The organism is Roseibium aggregatum, assembly GCF_017309185.1.
GTDB lineage: Bacteria > Pseudomonadota > Alphaproteobacteria > Rhizobiales > Stappiaceae > Roseibium > Roseibium aggregatum_B.
In genome coordinates this window covers 973,817-986,339 of the sequence record NZ_JAEKJZ010000001.1, presented here as the reverse complement: position 1 = coordinate 986,339, position 12,523 = coordinate 973,817, and the positions used below count along the sequence as shown (strand labels likewise).

The following is a 12,523-nucleotide window of genomic DNA, read 5'->3' as shown; positions in this document are numbered from 1 at the left end:
TTTCAGGGTCAGGACCCGCTCGCGGTCTTCGTGTCGTCGGGCGGTGCCGAAGAGGCCGGCGCCTGCTTGCGTTCTGCGATCGTCAGTTCCGCCCCGTCGCGCACGAGATGAATGCCTTCGGTGACCACTTCGTCCTCGGTCGTCAGCGGAGCGTGGACAAGAACACTGTCCGTGTTGCGCTGGATAATGTCGATCGGCACGCGTGCGCCCTTCCCGTCCCGCACCGCCCAGACAAAGGCTCCGTCCGAGCCCCATTGCACGGCAAGCGGATCGACCGCCGGAAACGTGTCGCCGGGAAAGGTCATGGACACCTGGAAGGACATGCCCGCGCGCAGCGTGTCGTTCTCGTTCGGGAAGCGGGCCCGGACCTGGAGTGTCCGGCTGTCGGTGTCAATGCGGTTGTCGACAGCGCTGATCTCGCCCTTGAAGGTTTCGCCCGGCCTGGCGACCGAGGTCGCGGTCAAAGGAGCACCGACCCTCATGGTTGCTGCGAAGCGTTCCGGCACCCAGAAATCGACCAGGATCTCGCTGCGATCGTCGATCCGTGCGATCACCGACTGAGACGTGACATAGTTGCCCGCCGTGATCGGCAGGATGCCGACAATGCCGCTGATCGGCGTCTCGATGGACCGCCTTGCAAGCGCCAGTTCGGCCGCCTTCAGTTCCAGACGGGCGTTCTGCACTTCCAGCTCGGCGTCGGTTTCCTGCACCGCCGTCGCGGTATTGGTCTTGCGCAGCACCCTGATACGCTCAAGCCGCGCTTCGGCGTCCTTCAGCGCGTTGCCAGCGCGGGAAACGGCAATCTCCTCCGCATCGGAGTCCAGCCTTGCAATCACCTCGCCGCGTTCCACAGTGGCGCCGGAACGGACCAGAATTTCGGTCAGGCGGCCGCTGCTGAACGGCATCACGGCAACGGTCTGTAATGCGGTGCTGGTGCCGATGGCCGACAGGCGGTCGTTGATCTTGACCTCGACCACGGGCGTCGCCACGACCGCGCCTTGCGGCGTCCCGCGGGAGCGCCCGCCCGCGCCTGACTTTTCCTGCACGGCCTCGGCGACCTCGAAAGGCACCCAGTCCCGGATCCCCCAAGCGGTCAGGTAATCGCCCGCTCCAGGATAAAACCGTGCCCAGAGCCCGGCCGCGACGGCCAGTAGAATCACCGTGACAATAAGCTGTTTCAGAACGGACAACGGACACTCCAGTCAGCGCGGGGAACCAATGCCGCAGATGGTTGTCTTTAGGGCTTTTTCACAAGCTTTCAATTCTCTACGGCAAAGGCCCAGGGGCCTCAAACGATTTAGTGTACCAAATTGTCGTGATATTTCGGTTTGTGAACCGGCTTCATCGGATTGGTCCACCGATAACGCCGGATGTACGTGCCGATCGAAGTGCAATCGAGTTTCCAGGAGCCCTGTCGGCGGAAGCGAGCCTGACTATCGCGGCGCGTCACGTTCCATTAATCGTCCCTGCGAAGGCAGGGACCCGGCACATTTCTGAATTCGCTTTGTTTTCCGTTCGCTTGTTACACGGCGTACAGGATCCCGGCGTGACGCCAGACCGTCAAACCGGGACAACGATCGGGCATCATGACCAAATTTCTTCAAGGTGAGACCATGGGCGTTCTGACGCTTTGGAGCACCCCACACCAGGCTCACTTCCTCCTGGCGGTCTCCAGAAGCATCTGCAAGCTTTCCCTGTCGCCGATGTGGTTGGCCATCAGGAGGATCAGCCGGGCGTTGTAGGCGTCGCTTTCCGCCTTGCTGAGGCCTTCGTGAGCGGCGAGCAGGTCGGCATAGAAATCGTCCGGCCGGGTAAGGTTTGTCTTGTCGAGGATTGCCGTCATTGTACCGTCCCTTCCCTGGCGAGCAATTTGACCAGCGCGGCATCGATCTCCTGCCAGTCCAGATCGGTCCAGCGGGCGGCGACGTGCTGATCCGGGCGCATGAGGTAGATGGCCTGTTCGGCATCGCCGAGATACCGGTCCTTCAACTGCGCGCTGATCTCCCCGCTCGAGACGGTCAGGCCGGACAGGCAAACGCCCTGACGTTCCATCCGCTCCGGCACCTCGCAACCGAACCCGGCAACGCAGATGTCGCCGCCAAGCTTGTCGAGCAGCCAGCCGTTTCCGACCGGCGCATCCACCGCCGGGCTGCCCGGACGCGTACGCGCCGGCAAGCCTGCCGCGTCGGGCCCGTTCAGGGGGGACCCGTCATAGGTGGACGGAACCGACAGGCGACCGGAATTCACCAGCGGCCGGGCAAAGGCATGATGTTCGGACAGGTCCAGAACCGCGTCCCGAAAGATCCGGCTCATTTCGGATTTCGGCGTGATGAAGTCGGTCGACCGGCTGCTGTTCAGGATATTCTCATCGGTCGCAAGTTCCCGCTCGACGCCGTAGCTGTCCAGAAGCGCCTCGTCCGCCTTTCCGTCGAGAACCAGCTTCAGTTTCCAGGCGAGATTGTCCGTATCCTGAAAACCCGAATTCGCACCGCGCGCGCCGAAGGGCGAGACCTGGTGCGCGCTGTCGCCGGCAAAGATCACCCGCCCGTGACGGAACTGCTCCATCCGGCGGCACTGGAAGGTGTAGATCGAGACCCATTCCAGATCGAAGTCGATTTCCTCGCCCAGCATCTGCTTCAACCGCGGGATGACGTTTTCCGGTTTCTTTTCCTCTTCCTTGTCGATGTCCCAGCCAAGCTGAAGGTCGATCCGCCAGACGCCGTCCGGCTGCTTGTGCAGGAGCGCGGACTGGTCCCTGTTGAAGGGCGGATCGAACCAGAACCAGCGCTCGGTGGGAAAATCCGCCTTCATGATCACGTCGGCGATCAGGAAATTATCCTCAAAGACGCGGCCGACGAAATCGAGTTCCAGCATCTTGCGGACGGGCGAGCCGGCACCGTCGCAGGCGATCAGCCAGTCGGCCTGAAGATTGTAGGCGCCTTCCGGGGTCTCGACGGTGACCAGCGTGTGGTCGCCCTCGCGCACGAGGTTCTCCACCCGGTTCCGGCCCCGAATCTCGACCGGCTTGCCTTCGGCCTGCAGGGCGCGGACACGCTCCACCAGGTAAAGCTCGCAATAATACTGCTGCAGATTGATGAAGGCCGGACGCTTGTGGCCCTCTTCCGGCAACAGATCGAACTCATAGATCTTCCGCTCGCCGAAAAAAACCTTGCCGGTGTTCCAGACGACGCCCTTGTCGACCATCTCGTCGCCGCAGCCGAGCCGATCGAAGATTTCAAGCGAGCGTTTGGAAAAGCAGATCGCCCGGGAACCGACGCTGACCTTGTCGTTGTCGTCGAGAACAACGACCGGCACATCGCCCTGGGCGAGGTCGATCGCAAGCGCGAGACCGACAGGCCCGGCGCCGACGATGACGACCGGGTGGCGGACCGGCGTGGGCGCGTCCTGGTCCGGCGAGTACCGGTAAGGATATAGCGGCACTTCAAAGAGTTTGGTCACAGGTTTTCCTCCCGGTTCCCGTGTCACATGTATTTTTCAGCCGCCGGATGGCGGTCGAACTCGAGAAAGAACTCGTCCAGTTGCGGTGGCGCGACGCCGGTTCCCGACAGCATCGCGTGCACCTGTCCGCGGTGATGGATCTGGTGCTGAAAGAGATGCAGGAGCGTGTTGCCGACGGTCTCCTGAAACACTCCGGCCTCCCCCCGGTCCTGTGCGATCCGACGCTCGATATCGGCTTCGCCGAGGCCGTCGCAAAAGCGGATGAGCTTGTCGTCTTCCCGTTTCTGCGCGGTTCTCAGCTCTTCAGCCGTTTCCAACGGCGGTGTCCGGTACACCGAACGCCCACTGCCTTCCTCGCACAGGGCGTCGACGTAGTAGCGGTCGACGGCCCAGATGTGATTGAGCGTCGCCAGGATCGACGGAAAGAAGCCGGCGCGCTCGGCCTCGAATTCCTCCTGGCTCAGCTTGCAGCAAGCCTCGTGGAGCAACTCGTTGGCGTAGGCGTTGTTGCGCGCCATCAGCCTCAAGTGATCCAGAACCGCGCTCATGGCTCAGCCCTGCAGATCCGCCCACATCTTCGCGTCCCGTTCGGCGGTCCAGATGCGTGGCGTGTCGATGTCGAGCGCTTCGTCATAGGCCCGGGCGACGTTAAACGGCAGGCAGTGTTCGTAGATCGCGTAGTCGGAGAATTTCGGATCGCATTCCGCCCGGCAGGCATCCCAGGCTTCTTTCAGGGACCCGCCGCGCAGCGCGACGCGGGCGACCGGCTTGTAGGTCGAGCGGACGAAATCCTTCGTGGAGTCCAGTGCGGCGTTGACCGTGTCCGCCCCGACAAGCGCGTCGCCGCGCCCCGGCGCGATAGCGTCGAGATTGAAGTTGCGGATGCGCTCCAGCGTGCCCGGCCAGTCGTGGAAATGACCATCGCCGCAATAGCAGGCCGAGTGATATTCGACGATATCGCCGGTGAACATGACGTTTTCGTCCGGCACATAGGCAACGATATCGCCGGCGGTGTGCGCCCGGCCCAGGAACATCAGATCGACCCGGCGCTTGCCGAGATAGACAGTCATGCGGTCATTGAAGGTCACCGTCGGCCAGGTCAGGCCGGGAATGCTTTCGTGGCCCTGGAACAGACGCGGGAAGCGGGCAAACTCGGAATCCCAGTCTTCCTGGCCACGCTCGACGACCATGGAGCGAGCCTTCTCGCTCATGATGACGGCCTGGGCGCCATAGGCGGACGCGCCGAGCACACGAACGGCATGGTAGTGGGTCAAAACCAGATGGGTGATCGGCTTGTCGGTGACGGAGCGCACCTTCTCGATCACCTTGTTGGCCAGACGCGGCGTCGCCTGGGCTTCGATGATCATGACGCTGTCGTCACCGATGATGACGCCGGAATTCGGATCGCCCTCGGCGGTGAACGCCCACAGATCGCGGCCGATCTCGGTGAAGGAAATCTCTTTTTCGGCCATATCGCCGGCGGATGCGAATTGCTTGCTCATATGCTCTCCAGGCCAATTTGTTGGCGTTGTTGAATTTTCTAATGGCTTCACAAAGCAGAGAGGGCGGCGTCATTCCGGACGCACGGCGCGCAACTCCGCTGCAGTTGTCCGGAATGGCACGGTGGACGTGTAACGACCATGTAAACGCTGCCTCTCAAGCCTTTTCCACCCTCTGCTCGATCGCGCCGAAGATCGAATGGCCATCATCGTCCAGCATTTCGATCCTGACCGTATCACCGAACCTCAGGAACGGGGTCTTGGCCTCGCCTTGAAGCAGGGTCTCGACCACGCGCTGTTCGGCGATGCAGGAGTAGCCGGCGCCGCCCTCTCTCAAAGGCTTGCCCGGACCGTCGTTCAATTTGTTGGAGACGGTCCCGGAGCCGACGATCGTGCCGGCGGAGAGGGTCCGCGTTCTGGCGGCATGGGCAATCAACCGGCCGAAATCGAAGGTCATGTCGATGCCGGCATTGGCCCGGCCGAAGGGGGCACCGTTGAGGTCGACATGAAGCGGCAGGTGCAGCTTGCCGTCCCGCCACGCCTCGCCAAGCGCGTCCGGCGTGACGGCGACGGGTGAAAACGCCGAGGACGGTTTGGACTGGAAGAAACCGAAGCCCTTGGCGAGTTCGCCGGGGATGAGCCCCCGGAGCGACACGTCGTTGACGAGAAGGACAAGGCGGATCTTGTCCAGCGCGTCCTCAGGCGAAATCCCGGCCGGTACATCGCCGGTGACGACGGCAATCTCGCCCTCCATGTCGATGCCCCAGGCTTCGTCCGCCATCGTTATCGGATCTCGGGGGCCGATGAACGTGTCGGACCCGCCCTGATACATCAGCGGGTCGGTCCAGAAACTCTCCGGCATCTTGGCGCCGCGTGCCTTGCGCACCAGCTCGACGTGATTGACGTAGGCCGAGCCGTCCGCCCACTGATAGGCGCGCGGCAGCGGCGACAGGGCGTCATGCTCGTGAAACCGCAGCGTCGGCACGGCCTCATGCGAAAGGCTTTCGGCGAGAAGCTCCAGTTTGGGCGCAAGGTGCTCCCAATCGTCCAGCACGGCTTGAAGTGTGGGCGCGATGTGGGTCGCGTCCGTGCAGTAAGTCAGCCGGTCATTGACCACCACCAGCCTGCCGTCCCGGCTGCCGTCCTTGAGCGATGCCAGTTTCATGGTCTGCGGTTCCCTGGAATAGCATGAGAGGGCTGTAATTTTTCGGCAGCAAGAAAGCCGAATTTCATGATTGGATTGCGGTCAGGAAACCTCCGAGCCGTGCTGCTTGCTCCGGTCTCCCCCCTTGAGGGGGAGATGTCGGCGCACGCCGACAGAGGGGGGGACACCCCTTCCGCGAAACCGACCAATTTTATAGTGCTCCGAGAGGCTGTTTCCCCCCTCTGTCCCCAAAAGGGACATCTCCCCCTCAAGGGGGGAGAAGGGAGCAAGTGTCTTTCGAGGAACTTCAAAGTCGACTTCCTTCGCAATGAGACGGACTTTATCGTTAAAGCTGAACTCATTTCTTGTCCCAGGTGCCTTCCGGCGTGCCGTCGAATTTCTTTTCCAGGGTCTCCCAGCAGTCGATGTAATCGTCCTGAAGCGGGGCATCCTTGGCGGCGAATTCCGTGAGGTGCTGCGGGAAGCGGGTCTCGAACATGAAGGACATGGTGTTCTCGAGCTTTTCCGCCTTGAGGTCGGCATTTGATGCGCCCTCGAAGGCATTGTTGTCCGGCCCATGCGGCAGCATCATGTTGTGCAGGCTCATGCCGCCAGGAACGAAGCCCTGGGGCTTGGCGTCGTACTGGCCGTAGATGTTGCCCATGAGCTCCGACATGATGTTCTTGTGGTACCAGGGCGGCCGGAACGTGTTTTCGGCCACCATCCAGCGTTCGCGGAAGAGGACGAAGTCGATATTGGCCGTGCCCGGCACGCCGGACGGCGCCGTCAGAACCGTGAAGATCGACGGGTCCGGATGGTCGAACAGGATCGCGCCGACAGGGCAATAGGTCCGCAGATCGTATTTTACCGGCGCGTAGTTGCCGTGCCAGGCAACCACGTCGAGCGGCGAATGACCGATGTCGGTTTCGTGGAACTGACCGCACCATTTCACGGTCAGTGTGGACGGCACCTCGCGATCCTCGAAATGGGCGACCGGGGTCTTGAAGTCGCGCCGGTTGGCCATGCAGTTGGCGCCGATGGGCCCCCTGCCCGGCAGTTCGAATTTCTGGCCGTAGTTCTCGCAGACGAAGCCGCGCGCCGGACCGCTGACCAGCTCGACCCGGTAGACAAGGCCGCGCGGCAGGATGGCGATTTCCTTGGGCTCCAGCTCAATCACGCCAAGCTCGGTCCAGAACCGCAGGACCCCTTCCTGCGGCACCACCAGAAGCTCGCTGTCGGCGGAGAAGAAATATTCGTCCTCCATCGAGCGTGTCACCAGATAGATGTGGCTGGCCATGCCGACCTGGGTGTTCACGTCCCCGGCGGTCGTCATGGTGCGCATGCCGGACAGCCAGGTCAGGTCGTCGCCGGAATGGGGGACCGGATCCCAGCGGTACTGGCCGAGCGAGATCACGTCCTCGCAGACATTCGGCGCACTCTTCCAGAAAGGCAGATCGATCTTGCGGAACCGGCTGGTGTGCTTGACCGACGGACGGATACGGTAACACCAGGTGCGCTCGTTCTGATGGCTCGGCGCCGTGAAGGCGGTTCCGGATAGCTGCTCGCCGTACAAGCCGTAGGCGCATTTCTGGGGGCTGTTCATGCCTTGCGGCAGAGAGCCCGGCAGGGCTTCCGTCTCGAAGTCGTTGCCGAAACCCGGCATGTAGTCCAGGTCCGGAACGTTCCTGCCGGATTTTGCGAAATTCTGGGTGCTGTCCGTTCTCTGATCCATGACGTCCTCCCGGTCCAGAGATGAAATTAGTTACAGATGTAACTTTTTCCATTCAAGGCGTCAAGGCGAACTCCGGAACACGGACTTCTTTCGCGGACACCACAGACGTAGCGCTTTGTAAAACAACGTTTTTCAAAAAGCCGCCCGGCCTTTACGGAGCACTTCCGGCCTTTCCTCCGGATTCAACTTGCCCCCTGAGGCATATGCTGATATCAAATAGAACATAACATGAACATTTGAGGTGAACGATGCGTCTGGCCGACCCTTGCCTTGAGCCGTCTTCCGTTGCGATGCCCGCTGTTTCCTCGCTGTCGGATGTGGCTGTCACGGATGTCTCGCCTGAGGAAGTCCGGAGCATGATGCTTTATCTGCGCAAGGCGCGCGACCGCGCGATTCTCATCCGGGAAAGATCGCCGGCCGGCAGCTATCTGGAGAGCGTCTTGAGCCGGACGATCGACGGCATCGCCCTGGAGCTGTCGCATCTGGAGTATCTGTTGGCGCTGAAGCCGGCGAGCGAGGCGGCGTCCACCAAAACGGCGCGCCGGATGCGTCCGACGATCTAACAAAACTCTAGGAAAGCCTGGAGCCTTGGACGTTTATCTCAGGCTGCCGCCTCGTCGCCCGGCGCCGTCTGCCAGCCGAGATCGGTCAGGGTGACGATGCGGTTGCCGCGCAGGTCGGTGGCGCACACAAGGAATCCCCGTTCTTCCATGTGGCTGAGAAGCCAGCGGGCCCGGCCCGGGGAGCGGGTACCGTAGGCGGTCGCGATTTCAAGATTGCCGGGGCACGGCGCCTTGGCGAGCGCCGCCTTGGCCAGAAGCAGATAGACCCCGCGCATGTCGTCGGGCAGTTCGGCGGCGATCAGCTCGGCCTGAGCCCAGGCGCCGTCATCCAGTTCACCCTTTTCGACACCGGCGCGCGCGACAGAGAGCTTTTCCCGGAAGGTCTGAAGATCCGGTGCGCCACCCGGCAGTTTCTCGATCCGGCAGCGGACCTGGAAATCCTGGTAAAGCGTCGCGATCGGCTGAAAGGCGGCCTCCTCGTCCTCCAGAATACCCGCGATGATCTCCCCGATCTTCTCTTCGCGTTCGCCGAACTCGAGCAGGCTTTCGGCCTGAGGCACGTCCCTTGCCCCCGCCTCGCCGGCATGGCTCAGCCGGTCCAGAACCTCGCCCGTGGATACGACCGGCTCAACGAAACGCTGGCGCACCGGCTGCACCTCGTCGGCGCCCGGAGTGAAGATCAGGTCCTTGGCTTCCGCCTTGGGCTGCTCGGGCAGCGGCATCAGCTTCGGGCTTCCGCCACGACCCATGGTTTCCACCGGGCCGATCTTGACCGGCACAGGGCGCCGGGACAGCGCCGGGCCGAGGGCAATGAAATGGCCCCGGTCCAGGTTGCGGAAAGCCTCCGCCTGACGGCGTTCCATGCCGAGCAGATCCGCGGCGCGGGCCATGTCGATATCGAGAAAGGTCCGGCCCATGAGGAAATTGGAGGCCTCGGCGGCCACGTTCTTGGCGAGCTTCGCCAGACGCTGGGTGGCGATAATTCCGGCAAGACCGCGCTTGCGCCCCCGGCACATCAGGTTGGTCATCGCCCCGAGCGACCGGCGGCGGGCTTCTTCCGTGACCTCGCCGGCAGCGGCGGGGGCAAAAAGCTGCGCTTCGTCGACAACCACCAGCATCGGGTACCAGAGGTCCCGGTCCGCGTCGAACAATCCGTCCAGGAACGTTGCGGCCGCCTTCATCTGCCGGTCCGCGTCGAGGCCTTCGAGGTTCAGGATGACAGAGACCCGGTGCTGGCGCACGCGGCCGGCAATCATCTGAAGGTCTTTTTCGGTTCCCACGGCGTCCACCACCACGTGGCCGAACTTGTCGGCCAGCGACACGAAATCGCCCTCGGGGTCGATGATCGCCTGCTGAACCCAGTTCGCGGACTGCTCCAGCAGTCTCCTCAGAAGGTGTGACTTTCCGGAGCCGGAATTGCCCTGCACCAAAAGACGCGTCGCCAGAAGCTCTTCCAGATCGAGCCCGGCGGAACCTCCGCCTTTCATTTCCCCGATATCGATTTGAATCGTCATGCGACACAGTCAAGCGCGAACACCGACACGCTTCGCCCACCCCATTCTCGAGATTTCATGCAGTGCGGTAGTGAGCACGATTCCGGGCCTTATGCAAAGCCGGTTGGGAGGGAAGCCCGAGTTTTCCCGGAATTCCACCGTTAATATCGAATGTCCTTGACGGCGGCCCCTCTCCTCCCGCGCGAAAAATCGACTATATTCGATACAAACTAGAAGAACATCGAGAGGGAGTGACTTGATGAAAATCCATGCCGATCTGACAAAACGGGCTGTCGTCGACAGCGCGAGCCTCGACTGGGTGCCATCGCCGATGGGAGGTGTCGAGCGGCGGATGCTTGAGCGGGACGGCGAGGAGGTCGCCCGCGCCACCAGTGTCGTGCGATTTGCGCCGGGATCCTCCTTTTCCGCGCATCGTCATGATCTTGGTGAGGAATTCCTCGTTCTGGACGGTGTCTTTTCCGACGAGAGCGGCGACTTTCCAAAGGGGTCCTACGTCCGCAATCCGCCAGGCTCCTGCCACGTGCCGTCGAGCGAACCGGGGGCGGTGATCCTCGTCAAACTGCGCCAGATGCAAAACGACGACGATGCCTACGTGCGGGTCGATTCTCTGGATCCGGCCGGCTGGCAGGCCGGGCGGCCGGGAGAGCATATCCTGCCGCTTTTCGTCCGCCCGGACGAGGAAGTGGTCATGCTACACTGGAACAAGGGCGCGCGCTTCGACGTACAGTTCTTTCCTGGCGGCGCGGAGTATTTCGTGATCGAAGGCAGCTTCGAGGACGAGAACGGCCGCTATGATCAGGGCACATGGCTCAGGTTGCCAGCCGGAAGCCGCCAGACGATCCGCGCCTCGCAGGATGCGCGCGTATGGCGCAAGACCGGGCATCTGTCGCGCTAAGGCCGGGGGACGCAGAGCATGCCCCCGGCATCAGCCGCCAGCAATCGTCATGACCAGGTCCCGGCAAATGCGATTTCGCCGAGCGATTTGCGGTGGCTGGGAATTTCCCGCTCACGTAGGTCTTCAGACAATTGAGAACCATCGCCAAGCCGGCCGATCGCAATTGCGATTTCCGGCTTGAACCGTTCCGGCACGCCGAGTTGTTCCGAAATCTCCTCCATCAGAATGCCGGCCATGGCATGCGCGTGATAGCCAAGCGCGGTGGCCTGCAGCGCCGCATGGGCCCATGCCGACCCGGCATCGAAGGAATGGGTACCGCTCGGCCGGTTGGGCTTGCCGTCCCTGCCGTCGACTTCCGTGTCCGAAAACAGGTAGACAAGCGCGGAGGCATGCTGCGCCCAATCGCGGTTGAACGGGTTGAGCAGATCCACGAGCTTTTGCCAGTCGCGGTCGGAGCGCCGCGCATGGACGAAGCGCCAGGGCTGGATGTTGAATGCCGAGGGCGCCCAGCGCGCGGCCTCCAGAACGGTCATGAGATCCGCTTCCGGCATTTGCGAACCGTCAAAGGCGCGCGGCGACCAGCGGTCGACAAACAAAGTTTCGATTGGATGATCGGGTTTCCGGTCCGTCATGAGCAGTGTCTCCTTGAGCGTGTCGGGATAGAAGTCTTCCGGTCGCCCAGGAGATAGGCCTCTTTAATCTTAATATCAAGATACTTTTTAAAAAGATAGTTTAGTCCGGCTTCGCACTGCCTCCCGGCCGGGTCGCGATCCCGGGCGCCACAAGGATTGCCGACAGCACGAGACAGGCGGAAACAAGCTCTCGAAATCCGACAGTCTCACCGAATGCATACCAGCCGAGAGCGAACATGACCGGCAACTCGACACTTCCCGCAGCGGCGGAACGCACCGGGCCGACAGCCTGACAGGCAAAGGTATAGAGCAGTTGCGGTCCGAGGGCGGTGACCAGTCCCATCAGGACGATCAGCGTCCACTCCCGCGTCGAGGCCGGCAGAATGGCGCCCTCGCCTTCGATGATGGCCAGAGGCAGCAATCCGAGCACGGATCCCGTCAGCGCGCAGGCTGCTCGCTCCAGACTTGTAAGGTTGCCCGACAAGCCGCTCAAAACCACGATCGCGAACCCCATGGCGACCGGCATCGGAACGGCCCACAGCAGAACCTTGAAAACCTCGGGCGACAGAGACGACGGATCGAGCAACAACGCCGCTGCAGCCAGAACCAGACCGGCGGCCAGGAGAGAGCGCCCCGTGAACCGCTGGCGCAACAGGAGCCAGGCAAACAGGACTGCGAATACCGGATAGGTCATGTAGACAACGCCGGCGGCCGCGACCGAAGCCGCTTTGATGGCATCCAGGTATCCGATCAGACTGAGACCAAGAACGATTCCGGCGCCCGTCAGAAGCAGCGCACTGTTCAGCTTGTGTCTGTTGAGAGGCAGGAACGGAGCGAGAAACAGAGCCGAGAACCCGAACCGGTACAGCGCGATTTTCGATGCCCCCAGCCCTTCACCCTGAAGCTCCCGGACAAACAGGGGCATCAGGCCGAAACAGATAGCGGAGGCGACGATCATGAGCGTCGCGCTTGTCTCTCCCGGTGCGGGCCGTGGGATTGCAGCGTGGGTCATACCCCTCGCTAGCGCGCAATCGGACACAAATAAAATTCTTAGTTTTCATTTCTTTCATGAACTGATTTCATGA

The 12,523-nt window shown here is 62.1% G+C and carries 12 protein-coding genes; 2 read left to right on the top strand and 10 right to left on the bottom strand.

Annotated elements, in window-relative coordinates:
- Positions 1-8: 8 nt before the first annotated feature.
- The 7 genes from JF539_RS04445 to hmgA form a co-directional block, all read right to left on the bottom strand.
- Entirely contained in the window at positions 9-1,190 is a 1,182-nt protein-coding gene (locus tag JF539_RS04445; RefSeq protein WP_207139130.1) for an efflux RND transporter periplasmic adaptor subunit, read from the bottom strand.
- A gap of 461 nt (positions 1,191-1,651) precedes the next feature.
- Entirely contained in the window at positions 1,652-1,843 is a 192-nt protein-coding gene (locus JF539_RS04440) for a DUF2783 domain-containing protein (RefSeq protein ID WP_207139129.1), read from the bottom strand.
- Positions 1,840-3,459, bottom strand: a complete 1,620-nt coding sequence (locus tag JF539_RS04435) for an FAD-dependent oxidoreductase (protein WP_207139128.1) — start codon at positions 3,457-3,459, stop codon at positions 1,840-1,842. The genes JF539_RS04440 and JF539_RS04435 overlap by 4 nt, the downstream gene beginning before the upstream one ends.
- Positions 3,460-3,482: 23 nt before the next feature.
- Positions 3,483-4,007, bottom strand: coding sequence for a DinB family protein (locus JF539_RS04430; RefSeq protein ID WP_207139127.1), 525 nt, complete (start codon positions 4,005-4,007; stop codon positions 3,483-3,485).
- Positions 4,008-4,010: 3 nt separating this feature from the next.
- Positions 4,011-4,961, bottom strand: a complete 951-nt coding sequence (locus JF539_RS04425) for an MBL fold metallo-hydrolase (protein WP_207139126.1) — start codon at positions 4,959-4,961, stop codon at positions 4,011-4,013.
- A 154-nt stretch (positions 4,962-5,115) separates the two neighbouring features.
- Entirely contained in the window at positions 5,116-6,123 is a 1,008-nt protein-coding gene (locus tag JF539_RS04420) for a fumarylacetoacetate hydrolase family protein (protein WP_207139125.1), read from the bottom strand.
- 337 nt (positions 6,124-6,460) lie between these two features.
- Entirely contained in the window at positions 6,461-7,834 is a 1,374-nt protein-coding gene (gene hmgA / locus JF539_RS04415; RefSeq protein ID WP_207139124.1) for a homogentisate 1,2-dioxygenase, read from the bottom strand.
- A gap of 248 nt (positions 7,835-8,082) precedes the next feature.
- On the opposite strand from hmgA, the gene JF539_RS04410 reads away from it, so the two are divergent.
- Positions 8,083-8,397, top strand: coding sequence for a hypothetical protein (locus JF539_RS04410; RefSeq protein ID WP_207139123.1), 315 nt, complete (start codon positions 8,083-8,085; stop codon positions 8,395-8,397).
- A gap of 38 nt (positions 8,398-8,435) precedes the next feature.
- On the opposite strand, the gene JF539_RS04405 is transcribed toward JF539_RS04410, so the two are convergent.
- On the bottom strand, positions 8,436-9,911 hold the full coding sequence (locus JF539_RS04405) for an ATP-binding protein (protein ID WP_207139122.1): 1,476 nt from the start codon (positions 9,909-9,911) through the stop codon (positions 8,436-8,438).
- A 238-nt stretch (positions 9,912-10,149) separates the two neighbouring features.
- On the opposite strand from JF539_RS04405, the gene JF539_RS04400 reads away from it, so the two are divergent.
- On the top strand, positions 10,150-10,806 hold the full coding sequence (locus JF539_RS04400) for a cupin domain-containing protein (protein WP_207139121.1): 657 nt from the start codon (positions 10,150-10,152) through the stop codon (positions 10,804-10,806).
- Positions 10,807-10,853: 47 nt separating this feature from the next.
- On the opposite strand, the gene JF539_RS04395 is transcribed toward JF539_RS04400, so the two are convergent.
- Entirely contained in the window at positions 10,854-11,438 is a 585-nt protein-coding gene (locus JF539_RS04395; RefSeq protein ID WP_209016997.1) for a nitroreductase family protein, read from the bottom strand.
- A 100-nt stretch (positions 11,439-11,538) separates the two neighbouring features.
- A complete protein-coding gene (locus JF539_RS04390; RefSeq protein WP_207139120.1) occupies positions 11,539-12,450 on the bottom strand; it encodes a DMT family transporter in 912 nt (303 codons plus the stop codon).
- Between the last annotated feature and the right edge of the window lie 73 nt (positions 12,451-12,523).

What these genes read in the sequence shown, in the direction of transcription:
- JF539_RS04405 (WP_207139122.1), bottom strand. Translation starts at nt 9,911, where the DNA reads ATGACGATTCAAATCGATATCGGGGAAATGAAAGGCGGAGGTTCCGCC.
- JF539_RS04440 (WP_207139129.1), bottom strand. Translation starts at nt 1,843, where the DNA reads ATGACGGCAATCCTCGACAAGACAAACCTTACCCGGCCGGACGATTTC.
- JF539_RS04400 (WP_207139121.1), top strand. Translation starts at nt 10,150, where the DNA reads ATGAAAATCCATGCCGATCTGACAAAACGGGCTGTCGTCGACAGCGCG.
- JF539_RS04390 (WP_207139120.1), bottom strand. Translation starts at nt 12,450, where the DNA reads ATGACCCACGCTGCAATCCCACGGCCCGCACCGGGAGAGACAAGCGCG.
- JF539_RS04395 (WP_209016997.1), bottom strand. Translation starts at nt 11,438, where the DNA reads ATGACGGACCGGAAACCCGATCATCCAATCGAAACTTTGTTTGTCGAC.
- hmgA (WP_207139124.1), bottom strand. Translation starts at nt 7,834, where the DNA reads ATGGATCAGAGAACGGACAGCACCCAGAATTTCGCAAAATCCGGCAGG.
- JF539_RS04420 (WP_207139125.1), bottom strand. Translation starts at nt 6,123, where the DNA reads ATGAAACTGGCATCGCTCAAGGACGGCAGCCGGGACGGCAGGCTGGTG.
- JF539_RS04430 (WP_207139127.1), bottom strand. Translation starts at nt 4,007, where the DNA reads ATGAGCGCGGTTCTGGATCACTTGAGGCTGATGGCGCGCAACAACGCC.
- JF539_RS04425 (WP_207139126.1), bottom strand. Translation starts at nt 4,961, where the DNA reads ATGAGCAAGCAATTCGCATCCGCCGGCGATATGGCCGAAAAAGAGATT.
- JF539_RS04410 (WP_207139123.1), top strand. Translation starts at nt 8,083, where the DNA reads ATGCGTCTGGCCGACCCTTGCCTTGAGCCGTCTTCCGTTGCGATGCCC.